This window comes from Microbacterium sp. LWO13-1.2 (assembly GCF_038397725.1).
GTDB lineage: Bacteria > Actinomycetota > Actinomycetes > Actinomycetales > Microbacteriaceae > Microbacterium.
This window is the reverse complement of sequence record NZ_CP151634.1, coordinates 168,309-187,808: the sequence shown is the minus strand read 5'-3', so window position 1 is coordinate 187,808 and position 19,500 is coordinate 168,309. Positions and strand designations below refer to the sequence as shown.

Sequence of the window (19,500 nt, the reverse complement as noted above, 5' to 3'; positions counted from 1 at the left end):
GTTCACGAGCCTGTCACGATAGTCCTATCCGAAGGTGTGGTCAAGCGAACCGTGAACGATCACGGCGAACGTCTCACTGAAGGGCGCGAAGCCCTCGACCGCACCCTCAACCGCGCGGATGCACCGCCACCGGCTCTGGATTCACCGCGATGCGCACCCGATCGCCGAAGGCAGGGTGAAAGCGCGGCGAGTGCTGCAGCCGCACGAGCTCGCCGGATTCCGTACGCACGAGCGTGCGCCGGATACTGCCGAGGAAGGTGCTCTCCTCGACGAGCGCGTCGGTGGCTGCATCCGCCTCAGAAGCGAAGTACACGTTCTCCGGTCGCAGGTAGACGTCGACCGGGCCGTCGGCGGGGGAGCGCAGCGGAAGGCTCTGTCCCCACACCATGACGTGGTCGCCCTCGGCGACACCCGACACGACGCTGGACAGACCGACGAACGCGGCGACTCCGGCCGTCGTCGGCTCGGTATACAGCTGCTCGGGGGAGCCGATCTGCTCGATGCGACCGGCGTTCATCACGGCGATCCGGTCGGAGACCGCGAGGGCCTCCTCCTGATCGTGCGTCACGAACACCGTGGTGATCCCCAGGCGGAGCTGGATGCGGCGGATCTCATCGCGCAGCTGCACCCGCACCTTCGCATCCAGCGCGGAGAGCGGCTCGTCGAGCAGCAGCACCTTGGGCTCGGTGACCAGCGCCCTGGCGAGCGCCACGCGCTGCTGCTGGCCGCCGGAGAGCTGATGGGGGAACCGGTCGGCGAAGGCATCCAACCCGACGAGAGCGAGGGCGTCGAGGGCGCGCTTGGCGGCTTCCGCCCGACCCGCACCGCGACGACGCAGACCGAAGGCGGTGTTGTCGACGACCCGAAGGTGCGGGAACAGCGAGTAGGACTGAAACACCATGCCGATGTCGCGCTTGTTCGTCGGCACGCGCGAGACGTCGCCGCCGCCGAGCAGCACCGCACCCTCGTCGGCGCCCTCGAGACCGGCCAGCACCCGCAACAGCGTCGTCTTGCCGCAGCCGGACGGACCGAGAAGCGAGACGAACTCGCCCGGGGCGATGTCGAGATCGACGCCGTGCAGGACGCGGTTTCCGGCGTAGCTCTTGACGATGCCCTGCAGCTGCACGCGTGTACCTTCGCCGGCCTCGGCGAGCAGCATGTTGTCGGCGGTACGGGGGAGGGTCATGAGCGGGCCTTTCCGGTGCCGCGGGCGGCGCGGCCGATGGTGAGGAGCAGGAGGAAGCAGAACAGCAGTGCCAGCAGCGTGAAGATCGCCGGTGCGTAGGCATCCTGCTTCTGCACGACGATCAACGCCGTCTGGAACACCTGCCGATTCAGCAGCGATGCGATGGTGTACTCGCCCAGCACGACAGCGATCGAGATGAGCGATGCTGCGAGCAGCCCCTGCCGCAGATTCGGTGCGAGCACTCGGAGCACCACCGTCGGCCAGCTCGCACCGAGCGAGCGGGCAGCCTCGGCGAGCGTCTTCATGTCCGCCGCGTCGATGGATGCCTGGATCGAGCGGTAGGCGAACGGCAGGACCGTGATCCCATACGCGAAGGCGAGCGTCCAGGTGCCGGTGCCGAGTGTCCGCCCGATCTGCAGATAGATCGGCGCGAGGCCGACGACGAGCACGATCGCCGGGATCGAGATCGGCAGCAGTACGGCGAACTCGAAGACCGGCCTCAGCTTCGGGAAGCGCAGATTCATCAGGATCATCGTGGGTGCGAGCAGGAACAGCACGATCAGAACCGTGACCAGAGCCAGCACCAGCGAGTTGCCGAGACCGATCCAGATGGGCTTGATCGCCGCCGAGGTCGCGGGATCGAACAGCGTCACCCATCGTTCGAGCGACATGCCACCGGCCGAATCACGGAGTGTGTAGAGGAACGTCGAGATCAACGGGATCGCGAAGAACGCGCCGACGACGATCCCGATGATCCAGCGGGTCGTGAGGGAGGGACCGAGGCGGTTCATGACTGCCACCGCGCTGCCCGACGCTGGATGAGCGAGTACAGGGCCATGACGACTCCGACGACGATGATCATGCCGAGAGCGAGGGCTCCGGCGAGGTTCTCCCGGCCGAGCATGGTCTCGCTGGTCAGCGCGGTGCGGATCTGCAGCGGCACGATCTGGGAGCCCTGGCTGGACAGAGCAGCCGCCGTCGCGAACGACGAGAACGAGTTGGCGAACAGCAGCAGCAGGGAGGCGAGGAAGGAAGGGGCGAGCACGGGGAATCCGATGCGCAGCCAGAAGCTCGCGCGGGTGCCGCCGAGGGTGAGGTTCGCCTCGGTCCACTGCGGCTTCAGTGCGGCGAGTGCGGGCATGAACGTGATCACCATCAGCGGGATCTGGAAGTAGATGTACGGCAGGTAGAGGCCGGGGAGCTCGTAGATCCACGCGCCGCTGGCAAAGATGTCGATGCCGAATGCACCGCTAAGAAACTCGGTGACGACGCCCTTGATGCCGATCGTCGCGATGAAAGCGAACGCGAGCATCACTCCGCCGAACTGGGCGAGCACACCGGCGGCGGCATCCACCGTCGAGCGGATCGCGCCCTCGGGGTTCATACCGAGCAGCGCGTAACAGACCAGGGCTCCGACGACCGCGCCGACGACGGCGGTGATCAACGACAACCACCCGGTGTTCGCGAAGGTGTTCAGCACGACCGGGTCGCCGAGGGCGGCGACGTTCGTCCAGGTGAACGAACCGTCTTTCGTGAAGAAGCCGGAGCCGATGGCGAGCAAGGTCGGAACGGCGAGGAATCCGATCACGTAGGCGGCGAACGGGATCAGTCCCAGCCACGCCCATGACCGCGCGGACCGCCGGCCCCTCGCAGCGCGCGAGGGGCCGGCGGTCGCGGTGGGAGCGGATGCCGAGGCGTCCGCTCCCGTTGCAGCGAGGGTCGTCACTGGACCGCCGCTGCCCACTTCTCACCGAGCAGGGTGCCGGCGATCGTGCTCTGCTCCTCGGTGGGAACGACCGTCTCGGCCGGAACCTCAGGAAGAGCGGCGGCGAGGTCGGCGTCGATCGTTCCTGCCTCGGTCATGGCCTCCATGCGCGCCGGTCGAGCGCCGCCCTTGAGCCAGAGGTTCTGCACCTCGTCGCTGTAGAGGAACTCCTGCCACAGGCGCGCTGCGGCCGGGTTCGGCGCGTCCTTGTTGATCGCCTGGTTGTAGTAGCCCGCGTAGCCGGTGCCCTTGAGGACGACGACCTTCCAGTCCTTGTTGTCCGCGACGTGCGAGGCGTTCAGGTAGTCCCAGTCGAACACCACGGGGGTTTCGCCGCTGGCGATGGTCGAGGTGGTGACGTCGACCTTGAGCATGTTGCCGGCCTTCTGCAGCTCAGCGAAGAAGTCGATGCCGGGCTGGAAGTCGTCGAGGGTGCCATCCGACTGCACCGTGGCGAGGCCGACCGCGGCGAACGCGGCGCCGGCCTGGGTCGGGTCGCCGTTGATCGCGACCGAACCCTTGTACGCGGGGTCGAGGAGGTCGGTGAGTTCGGCCGGAGCCTTGTACTTCGACGAGTCGTAGCCGATCGACATGTATCCGCCGTAGTCGCCGACGAAGAGGCCGGTCGACTCCTTCAGCGCGTCGGGGATCTCGTCCCACGTCTGCACCTTGTACGGTGCGAACACGTCGGTGTTCTGCAGCGCGACGGCGAGTCCGAGGTCGAACACATCGGGGGCCGTGTCGAGGCCCTCGTTGGTCTTCGCGGCCTGGATCTCTTCGGCGCTGGACACATCGGGGGAGGCCTCGTTGATCGTGATCTCCGGGTACTTCTCGGCGAACAGGTCGAGAACCTCGCCGTAGTTCGCCCAGTCGCGGGGGAGGGCGATGACGTTGAGCTGGCCCTCGGCCTTGGCAGCGGCTTCGAGGTCGGCGAATGTGCCGAAGTCGGCGACGGACGTCGCAGCAGCCGCGTCAGCGGCGGTATCGCCTTCGGCCGGTGCCGTCGATGCGCCGGCGCACGACGTCAGAGCGAGCGCCGCGGTGGCGGCGAGGGCGATGCCGGCGACGACGCGCGCGCGGTGGGGGAAACGTGCCATGGGTGTTCCTCTCGGTGTCCGGCTGCGGGTGAAGCCGGGTTGCGAGAGGAGGCTATGGGGCGGGGGTTACTCGGACAGGCGGGCCGGGTGAATGGGAGATGTCCGGGTGGTGGCGGAACGGATGCGGGGCGTGCGCGCTTCGAGTCGGGATCAGCCGCGCGGCACGTTGTACTTGAAGCCCCGATGCGATCCCACGTAGCCCAGCCGCTCGTAGAAGCGGTGCGCATCGGTGCGCGCGGCATCCGACGTGAGCTGCACGATCGACGCATCGACCGCCGGCGCTGCGGTGTCGGACACCCATCGCATCACCGCCGATCCGATGCCGGAGGAGCGCAGGTCGCTGTGCACCCGTACCGCTTCGACCAGCAGCCGACGTGCCCCTCGACGGGACATGCCGGGGATCGATGTGAGCTGCAGCGTGCCGACGACCGATCCGTCGAGTTCGACGACGAGAAGGTCGTTCGAGGGATCAGCGAGGATCCCGAGCAGGGCTGCGACATAGGCCGGGCGGTCCGCCTCGGAGGCCAGGTCACCACGGGCGGCACTGATCGCGTCGTCGGACAGCAACTGGATCACCGCATCCGCATCCTCCGCCGTGGCGCGACGCAGAGCGGCGCGTCCGACACGGGAATCGAAGGGATGCGGGAGGGGGAGTGCGTCGAGCATGATGCCAGTCTGGCATTCTGGCGGGATGGACATCGGCGCAGTACTCGGGCTCGAGCAGCTCACCTGGGGCATGCTGGTCCTCGTCATCGTGGCGGCGTTCGCGGCCGGATGGATCGACGCCGTGGTGGGTGGTGGCGGCCTGCTGCAGCTGCCGGCGCTGCTGCTGATCCCCGGCATCTCGCCGCTCCAGGCGCTCGCGACGAACAAGCTCGCTTCGGTCTTCGGTACGGCGACGAGCAGTGTCACCTATTACAGGCGAGCGAAGCCCGATATCCGCACAGCCCTGCCGATGGCGGCGATCGCGCTCGCCGGGTCCTTCGGCGGTGCCGCCGTCGCGACGGTGCTGCCTTCTGCGGCGTTCAAGCCGATCATCGTGATCGCCCTGCTGGCGGTGGCACTCTTCACGGCGTTCAAGCCGCAACTGGGTGCAGCGACGCAGCTGCGCTTCCGTGGACACAAGCATCACATCATGGCCGGGGCCGCCGGACTCGCCATCGGCTTCTACGACGGCATGATCGGGCCTGGCACCGGCACCTTCCTCGTGATCACGCTGGTCGGGTTGCTGGGCTACGACTTCCTGCAGGCGAGCGCCAAGGCCAAGATCGTGAACTTCGCCACCAACGCGGGGGCGCTGATGCTGTTCGTCCCGCACGGAGCGGTGCTCTGGCTGCTCGGCGGCATCCTCGCGGTGGCCAACGTAGCCGGCAGCTACCTGGGCTCCCGCATGGCGATCTCGCGCGGTGCCACCTTCATCCGTGTCGTGTTCCTCGTCGTGGTCGTCGCGCTCATCGGCAAGCTCGGCGTGGATGTCTGGAACGAGAACATCGCGCCGGCGCTCGCTCTCGCGTAGTCGGATGCTGCGGCATCCGCCCAGCGACCCGCCATCCGTCCCGCATCCCGCGTACGCCTCGCTCGGCTTTGTACGCTTCCCTCGGCCACAATCCGCGAATCTGGCCGAGGGAAGCGCGCTTGGCCGAGGTTGGCGTACGCCCGGCCGGCGCGAAAAGACCCCGTGCCGCTGACAGCAGCACGGGGTCTCTTCGGCTCAGGCTCAGGCCTCGTCGTCCTCCGGCTCGAAGTCGACGCCGGCCTCGGCGCGCTGCTCCGGCGTGATCGGCGCCGGCGCCGCGGTGAGCGGGTCGAAACCGTTGCCGGACTTCGGGAAGGCGATGACGTCGCGGATCGAGTCGGTCTTCGTGAGGTGCTGCATGACGCGGTCCATGCCGAGCGCGATGCCGCCGTGCGGCGGGGCGCCGAACTTGAACGCGTCGAGCAGGAAGCCGAACTGCTCGTCGGCCTGCTCCTCGCTGATGCCCATCACCTGGAAGACACGCTTCTGCACGTCTTCGCGGTGGATGCGGATCGAGCCGCCTCCGAGCTCGGAACCGTTGCACACGATGTCGTACGCGTAGGCGAGAGCCGAGCCGGGGTCGGTGTCGAAGGTGTCGGCGAACTCCGGCTTCGGGCCGGTGAAGGCGTGATGCACGGCGGTCCAGGCGCCTGCGCCGACGGCGACATCGCCCGATGCCACGGCGTCCGCTGCGGACTCGAACATCGGCGCGTCGACGACCCACGTGAATGCGAAGACGTCGGGGTCGAGCAGGTCGAGGCGACGACCGATCTCGACGCGTGCTGCACCGAGGAGTGCGCGACTGTCCTTCGCGGAACCGGCCGCGAAGAACGCGCAATCTCCGGGAGCCGCGCCCACCAGCGCAGCGAGGCCCGCCTGCTCGGCCTCGGACAGGTTCTTCGCGACAGGGCCGCCCAACGAACCGTCCTCGTTGAACAGGACGTAGGCAAGACCGCGGGCGCCGCGCTGCTTCGCCCAGTCCTGCCAGGCGTCGAGGGTCTTGCGCGGCTGGCTCGCGCCGCCGGGCATGACGACGGCGCCGACGTACTCAGCCTGGAACACCCGGAACGGGGTCTCCGTGAAGTAGTCGGTGGCCTCGACGAGCTCGAGGCCGAAGCGCAGGTCGGGCTTGTCGGAGCCGTACTTCGCCATCGCGTCGGCGTACGTCATCCGGGGCAGCGGAACGGCCACCTCGACACCGATGGTCGCCCACATCGCCTGGATCAGCGACTCCATCAGCGTGATGACGTCTTCCTGGTCGACGAAGCTCATCTCGATGTCGAGCTGCGTGAACTCGGGCTGACGGTCGGCGCGGAAGTCCTCGTCGCGGTAGCAGCGTGCGATCTGGAAGTACTTCTCCACACCGCCGACCATGAGGAGCTGCTTGAACAGCTGCGGCGACTGCGGCAGCGCGTACCAGCTGCCCGGGTGCAGACGAGCGGGCACGACGAAGTCGCGAGCGCCTTCCGGCGTCGAGCGGGTCAGCGTCGGGGTCTCGACCTCGGTGAAGTCGCGTTCGTGCAGCACGTCGCGGATCGCCTTGTAGACGTTCGAGCGCAGACGCAGAGCGGATGCCGCCGCTGGACGACGCAGGTCGAGGTAGCGGTACTTGAGTCGCGCCTCTTCGCCGACCGTCTCGGTCTCGGCCACCGCGGTCGAGACCTGGAAGGGGAGCGGAGCGGACTCGTTCAGGACCTCGACGGTCGATGCGATGAGCTCGACCTCGCCGGTGGGGAGGTTCGGGTTCGCGTTGCCGTCCGGGCGGCGAGAGACCTCGCCGGTGACCTTCAGCACGAACTCGTTGCGCAGCGGATGGGCGATCTCCTCGTCGCGGATGACGACCTGGGCGATGCCCGAGGCATCCCGCAGATCGATGAAAGCGACTCCTCCGTGATCACGCCGACGATCGACCCAACCCGTAAGGGTGACGGTCTGACCGATGTGCTCGGCTCGCAGTGAGCCGGACGTGTGAGTGCGAAGCACGGAAGTTTCCTCCTGATCTGGGAAATGACGAACCCGCCCATTCTACGGGGGGTCATGGTGCGTCTTCGGCGTGATTCCCCGTGCGGACGCGGGGAATCAGTATGATCGGCTCGAACGAAAGGCTCCCCATGGACTCCAACGGCATTTCTGACCTCTACGCATCGATCTTCTCCGGTACCAACGGCGTGATCGCGCTCATCTTCTACATCCTCGTCGTCATCGGCCTGTGGAAGGTGTTCACGAAGGCCGGCCACGCCGGCATCCTCGCGATCATCCCGATCGTGAACGTCATCCTCCTGGTGCGCATCGCCGGCATGTCCGGCTGGTTCGCGCTGCTCTACCTGATCCCGATCGTCAACATCGTCTTCGGGATCATCGTCGCGATCAAGCTCGGCCAGCGCTTCGGCAAGGGCGGGGTGTTCTCGTTCTTCCTGCTGTTCCTCTTCCCGTACATCGGCTACCTCATCCTCGGCTTCGGCTCGGCTGAATACCGCAAGGCCTGATGACGGCATCCCGGTTGCATCTCGTCCGTCACGGTGAGGTGCACAATCCGCACCGCGTGCTCTACGGCCGACTTCCGGACTATCACCTGAGTGAATCCGGCCGGCGGATGGCGAAGGCGGCGGCAGACCATGTCGCCGCCTTCGCCCGCCCGGTCACCGAGCTCTACAGCTCACCCCTGGAGCGGGCGCAGGAGTCGGCCGAACCGTTCGCCGAGCGATTCGACCTCGTGCCCGAGATCGACATCCGTGTGATCGAGCCCACGAACGTGTTCGAGGGGACGCAGATGCGTCGTTCCCTGATGAACCCGCTGAACTGGTGGCACCTGCGTCAGCCCTCGTTGCCGAGTTGGGGCGAGCCCTACACCGCGGTCGCGGAGCGGATGCTCGGCATCATGGACGAGGCATGGGATGCCGCAGGAGACGGCGACGTCGTGATGGTCTCGCACCAGGCGCCGATCTGGATCACGCACCTCCGTGTCGCCGGTCTCCCGCTGCGCCACGATCCGCGCACCCGTCGCTGCGCGCTGTCGAGCGTGACGTCGTTCGAGCGCGTCGGCGACGTGTGGCGTGAGGTCGCGTACGCGGAGCCCGCTGCAACAGACGACGCCGTCGACGTCGGCGCCGTCTGACGGCCCTCAACCCGGTCGTTGGGCGAGGGAGCGCAGCGACCGAGGGTCAGTGCTCGGACGCCATCAGCGACTGGATCACGCCGATGGCCGCAAGCTGACCGGCGGCCGACGCCATCACCACGGATGCCATCAGTCCGGGGAGGGATGCGCGGTGCGCGAGGTCGCCGGCTGCCGAGATCCCGGGCGTCGAGGTGCGGCCGAAGTCGTCGATCTCGATCGCGCCAGAAGGCAGCATCCGCAATCCGAGCTGCTCGGCGAAGGGAGCCCGCTGGCGGACGGATGCCGCGGCGACGAACACCCCGGCGACGAGGGCTTCCTCGGCGCCGGCGCTGATCCGGACGCCGATTCCGACTGATTCCACCGCGTCGACGGGTGCGGCTCCGACGCGGACCCCGAGGGCCTCGAGCATCCGCCGCTCGTCATCGGAATGACCCTCGCCGACCGGGAAGACGGTGATCTCGCCGACGATCCGACCCAGCAGCCCGATGAGATGCTCGGCGCGCGGCGCCGGTCCCAGGATCGCGATCGACTTCCCTGCATGCTCGTGCCCGTCGCAGAACGGGCAGTTGAACGCTGTCCTTCCCCACTGTGCGCTCAGCCCCGGTATGTCGGGGAGGTCATCGGCGACGCCGGTGGCGAGAACGATCCGTCGCGCGTCGACGCTCGAGCCGTCCGCGAGCGTCACGGTGAATCCCTCATCCTCCGTTCCACCGATGCGGTCGACGCCGATGTCACGGATCTCGACATCGGCGTAGGACGCGAGCTGCGCTCTGGCCGTCGCCCGGAACTCCGCCGGGGCGGTGCCGTCGTTGGCGATCACGTTGTGCATGTGCAGGACGGTGCCGTTGCGGTACTCACCGGAGTCGAGCAGGAGGGTGGAGCGGTGCATCCGCCCGAGGGTCAGCGCCGCCTGCAGTCCTGCGGGGCCCGCGCCGATCACGATCGCGTCGTACATGGGTGGTCCTTCCTGTCGAAGATCTTGCGTTCACGGCCAGTCTGTGACTTCATGTCAACATGAAGTCAAATGCTGAGCATCCGTGGTCCGTCGGCGACGTCGCGACCCGATTCGGCCTGCCGACCAATGTGCTCCGGCACTGGGAGTCGGTCGGCCTGCTCCGGCCGGATCGCGACGCGGCAGGACGTCGGCGCTTCGGAGAGGACGACGTCGTCCGTATCGCGGTGATCCAGCGCAGCAAGGCGGCCGGGATGAGCCTGGAGCAGATCGGCGTGCTGCTCGATGACGGCAGCGCCGGCCGGCATCAGGTGCTGCAGGAGCATCTCGACGACCTCGATCGGAGGATGGAGGAGATGCGGCGCTCGCGGGAGATGACCGAGCACGCGATGCGGTGCCGGTCGCACGACATCGCGACGTGTCCGCGGTTCCGTGCCGGCGTCGCCGACGTGCTCGCTCGATTCTGACGCCGTGGGCCGAGCCGTTCGGCGGCCCCTGCATCCGGCTGGCCCATAGGGTCTCGCGCGTAAACTGAGAATCGTGCCACTCGCCTCGACGGTTGACCCGAATCGCAGCGGCCGCCGCTCCCGCACTCGACACTCTCGTCGTGCGGTCGGAGCCGCGCTCGCCGCGGTACTCACCATCGGTCTGAGCGCCTGCGCGCCCGATCCGGTCAGCGAGTCCTTCCTGAGCGGTGAGAACACCGGTTACGTCGCCGCCGACGGAGCGATCGTCGAGATTCCCGAGAGCGAGCGCGGCGAGCCCGTCGTCTTCGGCGGCGTCACCGAGACCGGCGAGGACTTCGACAGCGCCGACCTCGAGGGTCAGGTCACCGTCGTGAACTTCTGGTACGCGGGATGCGCGCCGTGCCGTGTGGAGGCCGCCGACCTCGAATCGGTCTGGCAGGAGTACGAGGGCGACGGGGTCTCCTTCGTCGGCATCAACACCCGGGATCAGGCCGACACTGCGAAGGCGTTCGCCGACGAGTACTCGATCACGTACCCGAGCCTCATCGACGTCGACACCGCCGAGGCGAAGTTCGCGTTCGCTCAGGCGGTTCCGATCCAGGCGACGCCGACCACCCTCGTGCTCGACAAGCAGGGCCGCGTCGCCGCTCGCATCATCGGGCCGATCGACGGCACCTCGATCCTCTCCACGCTCGTCAAGGACGCGCTCGCGGAGTCTTCGTGAGCGCCGCGGGGGCGTCGTGAACACCGACGCCATCATCGGATCCGGCGCGCTGTGGGTCGCGATCCCCGTCGCGATGCTCGCGGGTCTCGTCTCCTTCCTCTCGCCGTGCGTGCTGCCGCTGGTTCCCGGCTACCTCGGCTTCATCGGGGGAGCGGTCGCACCGCGGTCGAGTGCGGGTGCTGAGGGTGAGGGCGTTTCGTCTCGTTCCGCTCGCTCAACGTCCGGAGACTCCACCGGCCGCGGCCGCCTGGTCTTCGGCGTCCTCCTGTTCATCCTCGGCTTCACGGTCGTGTTCGTCGCATGGACGGTGCTCGGTGGGGCCACGGGGCTCTTCTTCGCGCAGTGGGGCGAGGTGATCACCCGTGTGCTGGGCGGCGTCATCATCCTGATGGGGCTGGTCTTCCTGGGGCTGTTCGCATTCGCGCAGCGCGAGTTCCGCTTCCACGTCGACTCGAAGGCGGGCATCATCGGCGCACCGCTCCTCGGCGTCGCCCTCGGCATCGGCTGGGCGCCGTGCATGGGGCCGACCCTCACGACGATCGTGTCGCTGTCCTGGAATGTCGGCGACCCTTGGCGTGCGTCGCTCCTCGGCATCGCCTACTCGCTCGGCCTCGGCATCCCGTTCCTGCTCGTCGCTCTCGGCTTCGGCTGGGCGACCAGGGCCGTCGGGTTCCTGCGCCGCCACATCCGCCTGGTGAACATCATCGGCGGCATCCTGCTCATCGTGCTCGGCCTCCTGATGGTGACCGGCCTCTGGACCGACATCATGTCGCGACTGACGGCGGTGATGGGCAGTGTCTTCCTCCCGCTCTGAATCGAAGCCTCAGGATGCCGTGAACAACGACTCGAGCGATCCGCTCCGCCCATCCGACCACGTCGACGGCGACGACTCCATCACCCAGCCGCGACTGGGGTTCGTCGGCTGGCTGCGCTGGAGCTGGCGTCAGCTCACGTCGATGCGCACCGCCCTGGTGCTGCTGCTCGTGCTCGCGATCGCCGCGATCCCCGGATCGATCTTCCCGCAGCGGATGGCCGACCCCAACGGCGTCACGCAGTGGGAGCGCAACAATCCCGACCTGTTCCCGGTGCTCGACGCGCTGAAGCTGTTCGACGTCTACCTGTCGCCGTGGTTCTCCGCGATCTACCTGCTGCTGTTCACCTCGCTCGTCGGCTGCGTCATCCCGCGCATCAAGCACCACGCGAAGGCTCTCCGTGCGCGGCCGCCGCGCACCCCCGCCCGCCTGCAGCGGCTCGAGGACTTCCGCGCTGTGCGACGCGAGGCTGCGGATGCGGATGCTGCGGCATCCGCATCGATCGATATCGCGACGAAGCAGTTGAAGTCCCTTGGCTACCGGGTCGAACGCTACGACCGAGGACGCTCGTTCTCGGTCTCGGCGGAACGCGGGTACTGGCGCGAGACCGGCAACCTCCTGTTCCACCTCGCGCTCGTCGGCGTGCTGATCACGGTCGGCGTCGGCGGCGGTTTCGCCTACACCGGCCAGCGTGTCCTGGTCGAGGGCGAGACCTTCGCGAACACGCTCGTCGACTACGACTCGATGAACCGCGGACGTTTCGTCTCCGACGACGCACTCACGCCGTATGCGATGAGGCTCGACTCCTTCGATGTCACCTACCAGCCGTTCGGCGAGCCGGGTTCAGGGCAGGCCGGCGACTTCTCCGCGAACGTGAGCGTGCAGGACACCACCGGCTCGTCCACGGACGGCGCGGTCAGGGTCAACCACCCGCTGGGCGTCGGCGGCGACCAGATCTACCTGCTCGGCAACGGCTATGCGCCCACCATCACGGTGCGCAACGCCGCCGGCGACATCGTCTACCGCAACAGCGTGCCGTTCCTCCCGCAGGACAACAACATGACCTCCCTCGGCGTCGTCAAGGTCACCGACGGCATGCCGGAACAGCTGGGTCTGATCGGCTTCTTCTATCCGACGGCCGCGTCCGGCCAGGAGGGCGCCATCGCCTCGGGGTACGGCGACCTGATCAATCCGTTGCTCACACTCGACGTCTACTCCGGTGACCTCGGCATCAACGACGGCATCCCGAAGTCCGTGTACGTGCTCGACACGACGGGGATGAAGAAGCTCGCCGGCCGTACGACGAACGTGAACTCCATCGAGCTCGGCCCCGGAGAAACCGGCGACCTGCCGAACGGCCTGGGCACCGTGACCTTCGAAGACGAGTCGCCGGACGGGGCGACCGACGCCTCGCAGTCCGTCAAGCGGTTCGCATCGCTCCAGATCCACCACGACGCCTCCGCCGTGTGGGTGCTCGTCTTCGCCCTGTCGGCGCTCGGCGGCCTCATGCTCGCGCTGTTCGTGCCCCGTCGCCGCGTCTGGGTGAAGGCTTCGGGCGAGGACGGTGTCGTCTCGCTGGAATACGCCGGTCTCGCTCGCGGTGAGGACCCGACGCTCGCTGCGGCGGTCGATGACCTCGTCGCAGGTCACGCACGACTGATGGATGCCGCAGGCGGCTCGACCCGACGCGATGAGCCGGCGGATGAGACAGCTGCGTCCCCGGCCGGCCCGGCGGCATCCGATACCCCGAAAGTAGACTGACACCATGCTCGAGCTCAACGTGCTCTCGCCGATCCTGCTGTGGACCGCGATCGCGATCTACGCCGCGGCCTTCGTGGCCTACGCCTTCGATCTGGCGCGGCGCTCGCAGGTGACCGCGGACGCGCGGAGCGAAGCAGAGCTCGTCGGGGTGGGGGCGCGAGGCAACGCCTACGCCGCAGACGCCTCGGTTCCCGCGCCTGCGCAGGGCTTCGTGATGGCACGGATCGGCACCTCGCTCACCGTTCTCGCCTTCCTCTTCCATCTGGCGGCGACGGTGACGCGCGGCATCGCCGCTGGACGCGTGCCGTGGGCGAACCTGTACGAGTTCGGGATGATCGGCACGCTGCTCGTCGTCGCCGTCTTCCTCGCCGTGCTGACGCGGCTCGACCTGCGCTTCCTCGGCACCTTCATCATCGGCCTGGTCGTCGTGCTGCTCGGCGGCGCCGCGACCAGCTTCTACGTCGCCGTCGTGCCGCTGATGGATCCGCTGAAGAGCATCTGGCTGATCATCCATGTCTTCGTCGCATCGCTCGGCACGGCGTTCTTCGCGCTGGCATTCGCCCTGTCCGTGATCCAGCTGATGCAGGCGCGGCGCGAGCGCCTGGTCGGCGAGAACGCGGCGAAGACCGGCCCCGGGTTCCTGCGCACGCTCCCCGGCTCCGACCGACTCGAGAGCCTCGCGTACCGCTTCACCATCGTGGGCTTCATCCTCTGGACCTTCACGCTCATCGCCGGAGCGATCTGGGCGCAGGACGCCTGGGGCCGCTACTGGGGCTTCGACGTCAAGGAGACCTGGACGTTCGTGATCTGGGTCATCTACGCCGGCTACATCCACGCGCGGGCGACCCGCGGCTGGCGCGGCAGCCGCTCCGCGTGGCTCGCGATCGTCGGATTCTCCGCCGTGATCTTCAACTTCACCATCGTGAACGTCTTCTTCAAGGGCCTGCACGCGTACTCCGGCCTCAGCTGACCCGGGCGGGCGTGCGTGCGCGGTGGCGATGCGCCGCGGGCACAACGTCGGAGCTGGATGGCGACACGCCGTGGTCGGCGCCGTTTTAGCGGCGTTTCGCGCGGAGCATCCGAAGTTGTGCTCGGTGTGACGGTCCTATCGCCCGAACGGGCCTCAGCCCAGGGGATGATCTGAGTTTCCCGCGGGCGGACGGATGCTGTGTGCACAGCTTCGGAGCCGGATGGCGACTCGCCGTGGCCGGTGCCTTGATGACGGCGTGTCGGGCGTGAGATCCGAAGTCGTGCACGGTGCCGGAGGTGCTGGCCGGACGGGTCGCCCGTCGGGGTGGATGCCGGCCCAGCGGGACCCGCCCCGGCGATCACGCCGTGGCGAGCACCGCCTTCGTCGAGGTGGTGCGGCGCAGGGCTACGGCGATCGTCGTCGCGACGATCGACAGCACCGCCCACACCACCAGCGCCGCGATCGCGCCGCCGTTCGCGGCGATGAGGCCGGTGAACGCCGGAGCGGTGGGGAGTGCAGCTCCGATTCCTGCCAGCCAGCCCGGCACCGTGGAGATGAGGCCGGTGGCCACGGCGAGCACGCCGATCAGTGCGCTGATCCAGCGCCCGATTCCACCGAACAGGGCGACGAGGGCTTGATTCACCGCGGCGAAGACGATGCCGGACAGCACTGCGGTCCCGGCGAAGGCCCACCATTCCGCGGCACCGTATCCGGCGACGATCTGCACGATGAGCGCCACCAGCAGGCCCTGTGCAGCACCGATCAACGCCGCGGGGGTGAAGGCGCGGAGGGTGAGGGCCGCGGAGGAGCGCCGTGAGGTCAGTGTCCGCTCGGTGTGGGCACGCATCACGATGAACGAGGCGAGCCCGCCGAACCACAGCACCACGGCGGCGAGCAGCGGGATCGCGGTCGGGCCGAAGATCGTGCCCGTCGTCGCGTTGCTCGACACGGGGTCGGCGATGACGGAGGCCAGTGAGGTCGACTCCTCGTCGCTGAACGACGGCAGCGAGTCGGCGGCGGTGCGCAGACCACCGGCGAGGTCGCCCGTGCCGGTGGCCAGAGTGTCGAGCCCCGTGGCGAGCTCCGATGCGCCGGTCGACAGCGCGGTGGCGCCGCCGGACAGTTCCCCAGCGCCGCTGGACAGGGCGCGCGCGCCCGCGCTCGACTGGTCGACGCCGCCGGCGAGCTGGGTGAGGCCGCCCGCGAGAGCGGTCGCGCCGTCGCCGGCCTGACGCATCTGAGACGCGAGTTCAGCGGAAGCGGCGGCATCGAACTGTGTGAGCGCGTAGACAGTGCCGCTGGCAGCACCTGATGCCTGGGCGGCGGCTTTATCGAGGGCCGCGGCGTCGGCGGATGCGGTCTGGAGTCCCGTGCAGAGAGCGGGAGTGGCGTCCGCGTCGCAGGTCCCGAGGAGATTCGCCAGTTGGGCGGACAGGGACGACGCTTTTTCGGCGACCTGCCCTGTCGCGGTTGCGCTGCCATTCGCGGCGCCGTACACGGGATCGGCGACGATGCCGTTCGCCTCCAGGGCGGCCGCGCCGCCGGTCAGGCCCGAACCGATCTGCGCCGCACCGGATGCGGCACCACGGGTGTTCTGGGCGATCGTGTCGAGCCCGTTCGCGAGATCCGTCGCTCCGGATCCGAGCTGCGAAGCTCCGGAGGCGAGCTTCGTCGCCCCATCGGGAATTGCGGCGGCGCCGGTCGCGGCACCCCGAGCCCCGGAGGCGAGCTCGGCGGCACCAGACGCGGCCTCGCCGATCTGGTCTCCGATCGTCGTGAAGCCGACGAGCACGTTCTCCATCGTCGCTTCGCTGAGCATGGTGCCCATCGTCGATGCGGCGACCGAAGCGATCTGCCCGGTGATGAGATCGTCGGCGACGAGCCCGTCCTCGGGCGTGGTCACAGTGATGGTGGCCTTCTCCGCTTTGTCGGCCGCGGATCCGCCGCCGTCGGCGATCGCCTGCCCCGAAGAAGTGGCAGCAGCCGAGAAGCTCTCCGGGATCGTGATGACGGCCTGATAGGAACCGTCCGCGAGCCCCGCAGCTGCGTCGTCTTCGTTGGAGATCACCCAGGTCAGGTTCGAGTCCAGGTCGTCTGATCCCTCGACGAGACCGGATGCCAGCTGACGCCCCAACGGGGCGAGTTGCCCATCGACCTTCACCGGCTCGTCGAGGTTGACGATCGCGGCGGTCATCGAATCCAGGCGCTCGGTCGGATTCTGGAGGGCTGCGACCAGGATGCCGCCGACGGCGGCCGGCAGCAGCAGGATCCCGAGGATCGTGAGCCACGTGATGGGCTTGCGGGAGCGTGCGCGCTCGATGGAGAGGGTCATGCGTTCACCTCGGTTGATTCGGCGGATGCTTCCGGACTGATGATCGTGGCGGGTGTGCGCAGGTCGACGACGGATGCCGCGCCGCGGCCGGCGTCTGCCAGTAGGGCCCGCGCAGCATCCGCATCCATTGCCGAGGCGAACACGGCGACCTCCGACCCGGCGTCGCGCAACCGGGCGATGAGCTGGTCGCGCGCAGCGCCGGACATCCGGTCGATGCCGTCGATCACGACCAGGCTCGTGCGCCCGCGCAGGGCCTCGTCGAGGTCGCGGACGGCGGTGTCTGGGTCGTCGATGAGCACGCAGCCGACGTGGGCGCGCACCCAGGCGGCACGTCCGGGAAGCAGATGTCCCGCGGTGCGCAGGCGTCCGGCCTCCGGAGCCACCCGGCCCGTCACGGTCAGAGCGAGTGCACGCAGCGTGCCGCGCGAGGCGCCGGTCGCCACGAGCGTTCCCCCGGGTGCGAGGCGCAGCGACACGGGCGCGGCACCCGCGATGGGGAGCTCGTCGGCGGCGATCACGGAATCGTCGCCGGGCCAGGCCGCGAGGTGGCGTTCGCGTTCGACGGCCTCTCCCTCGATGTCGACGCTCGGCAGGATCCGCTCCAGCCACGCCGGGATCTGCCAGGCGCGCTCGCCGAGGATCGCCATCAGGGCGGGGATCAGCGTCATCCGCACGAGGAACGCGTCGATCGCGATGCCGGCCGCGAGGCCGAGGGCGATCGGCTTCAGCGACGAGTCGCCTTCCGGGACGAACGCCACGAACACGGCGAACATGATCAGGCCCGCGGCGGTGACGACCTTCGCCGAGCCGGTGAAGCCGGTGCGAACAGCGCGCAGTGCGGCCTCTCGCCGGGTCTCCGGATCCTTCGACAGGGGGTCGTGCACATAGTCCTCTCGCATCCGCGAGACGAGGAACACCTGGTAGTCCATGGCCAATCCGAAGAGCACGCCCATCAGGACGATCGGCATGAAGCTGATGATCGGGCCGACCTTCGCCACGTGCAGGGCATCGGCGAACCAGCCCCACTCGAACACGGCGGCGACGACGCCGAATGCGGCGACGATCGACAGCAGGTAGCCGAACGCTGCGGTGAGCGGCACCCAGAGCGATCGGAAGACGATCGTGAGCAGGATCAGCGAGAGCCCGATCACGAAGATGCCGAACGGCAGGAGCGCCGCGCCGAGCTGATCGGAGATGTCGATTCCCACAGCTGTGAAGCCGGTGACCTTCAGATCGATGCCGAATTCATCGAGCCACTCGTCGTGATGCGAGCGCAGCTCGCGCACGAGGTCGGCGGTCGCGGGGTCGTCGGGCGCGGTCTCCGGGATGACCTGCACGATTCCGGTGTCAGCGGTCTCGTTCGGAGTCGAGAGCGCGACCTCTCGCACGCCGTCGACCTGGGCCACGGCATCGCCGAGGTCCTCCATGAGGGCGAGCGGGTCGGTCGACGTGACGATGGTCCCGGTGAGGATGAGCGGGCCGTTGAAGCCAGGGCCGAACTGTTCGCCGACGAGGTCGTAGCTCTGCCGCGCTTCGGAGTCCTGGGGGAGCACTCCGGCGTTGGGTAGAGCGAGGTTGAGGCTGAGCGCGGGGATGGCCACGATGCCCAGGCCGATGATCACGGCGAGGGACGTCAGCACCGGACGCCGGGTCACACCCTCGACCCAGCGCGCGCTGGCGGCGCGGCGCGGCGCGCGAACGGGGGCGCCCTTCTTCGGCATCCGCACCTTCTTGGGCCGACCAGCGACCCTGCCCTTCATGAACCCGAGGAGCGCGGGCGTCAGGGTCACCGCGATCGCGACGGCGATGGCGACGGCGACGGATGCGGCGATGCCCATCGTCGTCAGGAACGGGATGCCGGCGAAACCGAGACCGATCAGCGCGATGAGCACCGTGATCCCGGCGAACACGACGGCAGAGCCGGCGGTGCCGACCGCGCGGGCGGCGGACTCTTCCGGATCCACTCCGTCGCGGACCTGATCCTGGTGCCGCGCCATGATGAACAGCGCGTAGTCGATCCCGACCGCGAGTCCCAGCATCAGCGCCAGCAGCGGCGTGGTCGAGGAGACGGTCGCAAAGGCGGTGGCGGCGAAGATGCCGGCCATCGAGATTCCGACTCCCAGGATCGCGGTGAGCAGGGGGAGGCCGGCGACCACGAACGAGCGGAACGTGACGATGAGCACCAGGAGCGCGATCAGGAGACCGACGGCCTCGGTGATCGTGATCGTGGGCATGGACAGCGCGAACAGGTCGCCGCCGAGCTGTGTCTGGCTGCCGTCCGGAAGCGCGGCCGCCAGGTCGTCGACGGCGGCGTTCAGGACGTCTTTCGTCTCGGCGGAGACATCGCTCGCCTCGCCGTCGAACTGCAGGCGCACGATGGCGGCGGTCTCGTCTTCATTGACCATGCCCGTGACCATTTCGTCGTAGGGCGAGGTCACCGCGAGCACTTCGTCGAGGTCGGACAGATCGTCCACCGTGTCTTCTATGTGCTCGCGATAGGCGTCATCGGTGACGTGATCACCGTCGGCCGCGACGACGATGAACTGCGCGTTGGTTCCACTCACCTGCGGGAACGAGCGGGAGAGCTGCTCGAGGCCCGCCTGCGATTCGGTTCCGGGGATCGAGAAGCTGTTGTCGGTACCGGCGCCCAGCACGAGCGCGCCGGTGCCGGCGAGGCCGAGCGCGAGCAGCCAGGACGCGAGCACGCGCCACGGATGCCGATACGACCAGCGTCCGAGCGAGGACAGGAGAGTGGACACGCGGTTCCTCCGTCGATCCGATTTGGATACACGGATGTATCCGA

17 protein-coding genes are annotated in these 19,500 nt (G+C 68.4%); 8 read left to right on the top strand and 9 right to left on the bottom strand.

Annotated features, from left to right (window positions below; translation table 11 throughout):
* Positions 1-106 precede the first annotated feature (106 nt).
* The 5 genes from MRBLWO13_RS00865 to MRBLWO13_RS00845 all read right to left on the bottom strand — a co-directional run bounded on the left by MRBLWO13_RS00865 (position 107) and on the right by MRBLWO13_RS00845 (position 4,714).
* Entirely contained in the window at positions 107-1,186 is a 1,080-nt protein-coding gene (locus MRBLWO13_RS00865; protein WP_341975869.1) for an ABC transporter ATP-binding protein, read from the bottom strand.
* Positions 1,183-1,977 carry an ABC transporter permease subunit gene (locus MRBLWO13_RS00860; protein ID WP_341975868.1) on the bottom strand — a complete coding sequence of 265 codons (795 nt, stop codon included), beginning with the start codon at positions 1,975-1,977 and terminating at the stop codon, positions 1,183-1,185. The genes MRBLWO13_RS00865 and MRBLWO13_RS00860 overlap by 4 nt, the downstream gene beginning before the upstream one ends.
* Positions 1,974-2,912 (bottom strand): ABC transporter permease, encoded by a 939-nt coding sequence (locus tag MRBLWO13_RS00855; protein WP_341975867.1) that lies wholly within the window; start codon positions 2,910-2,912, stop codon positions 1,974-1,976. Before MRBLWO13_RS00855 ends, MRBLWO13_RS00860 begins: the two co-directional genes overlap by 4 nt.
* A complete protein-coding gene (locus MRBLWO13_RS00850; RefSeq protein WP_341975866.1) occupies positions 2,909-4,048 on the bottom strand; it encodes an ABC transporter substrate-binding protein in 1,140 nt (379 codons plus the stop codon). The genes MRBLWO13_RS00855 and MRBLWO13_RS00850 overlap by 4 nt, the downstream gene beginning before the upstream one ends.
* Before the next feature lie 150 nt (positions 4,049-4,198).
* On the bottom strand, positions 4,199-4,714 hold the full coding sequence (locus tag MRBLWO13_RS00845; RefSeq protein WP_341975865.1) for a GNAT family N-acetyltransferase: 516 nt from the start codon (positions 4,712-4,714) through the stop codon (positions 4,199-4,201).
* Between the two features lie 25 nt (positions 4,715-4,739).
* Here MRBLWO13_RS00845 and MRBLWO13_RS00840 point away from each other — a divergent pair, with 25 nt between their 5' ends.
* Positions 4,740-5,564, top strand: a complete 825-nt coding sequence (locus MRBLWO13_RS00840; RefSeq protein ID WP_341975864.1) for a TSUP family transporter — start codon at positions 4,740-4,742, stop codon at positions 5,562-5,564.
* Between the two features lie 201 nt (positions 5,565-5,765).
* Here MRBLWO13_RS00840 and aspS read toward each other — a convergent pair whose 3' ends face one another.
* Positions 5,766-7,547: an aspartate--tRNA ligase gene (gene aspS, locus MRBLWO13_RS00835; RefSeq protein WP_341975863.1), complete on the bottom strand. Its 1,782-nt coding sequence runs from the start codon at positions 7,545-7,547 to the stop codon at positions 5,766-5,768.
* A 128-nt stretch (positions 7,548-7,675) separates the two neighbouring features.
* Here aspS and MRBLWO13_RS00830 point away from each other — a divergent pair, with 128 nt between their 5' ends.
* Together MRBLWO13_RS00830 and MRBLWO13_RS00825 are read left to right on the top strand one after the other, a co-directional pair.
* Positions 7,676-8,050: a DUF5684 domain-containing protein gene (locus MRBLWO13_RS00830; RefSeq protein ID WP_341975862.1), complete on the top strand. Its 375-nt coding sequence runs from the start codon at positions 7,676-7,678 to the stop codon at positions 8,048-8,050.
* Complete coding sequence (locus MRBLWO13_RS00825; protein WP_341975861.1) at positions 8,050-8,679, top strand: histidine phosphatase family protein; 630 nt, start codon at positions 8,050-8,052, stop codon at positions 8,677-8,679. The genes MRBLWO13_RS00830 and MRBLWO13_RS00825 overlap by 1 nt, the downstream gene beginning before the upstream one ends.
* Before the next feature lie 46 nt (positions 8,680-8,725).
* Here MRBLWO13_RS00825 and MRBLWO13_RS00820 read toward each other — a convergent pair whose 3' ends face one another.
* Positions 8,726-9,634 (bottom strand): NAD(P)/FAD-dependent oxidoreductase, encoded by a 909-nt coding sequence (locus MRBLWO13_RS00820; RefSeq protein ID WP_341975860.1) that lies wholly within the window; start codon positions 9,632-9,634, stop codon positions 8,726-8,728.
* Between the two features lie 59 nt (positions 9,635-9,693).
* Here MRBLWO13_RS00820 and MRBLWO13_RS00815 point away from each other — a divergent pair, with 59 nt between their 5' ends.
* The 5 genes from MRBLWO13_RS00815 (at position 9,694) to ccsB (ending at position 14,365) form a co-directional block, all read left to right on the top strand.
* Positions 9,694-10,098: a MerR family transcriptional regulator gene (locus MRBLWO13_RS00815; RefSeq protein WP_341975859.1), complete on the top strand. Its 405-nt coding sequence runs from the start codon at positions 9,694-9,696 to the stop codon at positions 10,096-10,098.
* Positions 10,099-10,171: 73 nt separating this feature from the next.
* Positions 10,172-10,822: a TlpA disulfide reductase family protein gene (locus tag MRBLWO13_RS00810; protein ID WP_341975858.1), complete on the top strand. Its 651-nt coding sequence runs from the start codon at positions 10,172-10,174 to the stop codon at positions 10,820-10,822.
* A 16-nt stretch (positions 10,823-10,838) separates the two neighbouring features.
* Complete coding sequence (locus MRBLWO13_RS00805; RefSeq protein ID WP_341975857.1) at positions 10,839-11,636, top strand: cytochrome c biogenesis protein CcdA; 798 nt, start codon at positions 10,839-10,841, stop codon at positions 11,634-11,636.
* 19 nt (positions 11,637-11,655) lie between these two features.
* Positions 11,656-13,395: a cytochrome c biogenesis protein ResB gene (locus MRBLWO13_RS00800; protein ID WP_341975855.1), complete on the top strand. Its 1,740-nt coding sequence runs from the start codon at positions 11,656-11,658 to the stop codon at positions 13,393-13,395.
* 4 nt (positions 13,396-13,399) lie between these two features.
* Positions 13,400-14,365 (top strand): c-type cytochrome biogenesis protein CcsB, encoded by a 966-nt coding sequence (gene ccsB / locus MRBLWO13_RS00795; protein WP_341975854.1) that lies wholly within the window; start codon positions 13,400-13,402, stop codon positions 14,363-14,365.
* A 358-nt stretch (positions 14,366-14,723) separates the two neighbouring features.
* On the opposite strand, the gene MRBLWO13_RS00790 is transcribed toward ccsB, so the two are convergent.
* Positions 14,724-16,697: a YhgE/Pip family protein gene (locus MRBLWO13_RS00790; protein WP_341975853.1), complete on the bottom strand. Its 1,974-nt coding sequence runs from the start codon at positions 16,695-16,697 to the stop codon at positions 14,724-14,726.
* Positions 16,694-19,456, bottom strand: a complete 2,763-nt coding sequence (locus MRBLWO13_RS00785; RefSeq protein WP_341975852.1) for an MMPL family transporter — start codon at positions 19,454-19,456, stop codon at positions 16,694-16,696. Before MRBLWO13_RS00785 ends, MRBLWO13_RS00790 begins: the two co-directional genes overlap by 4 nt.
* Positions 19,457-19,500 lie beyond the last annotated feature (44 nt).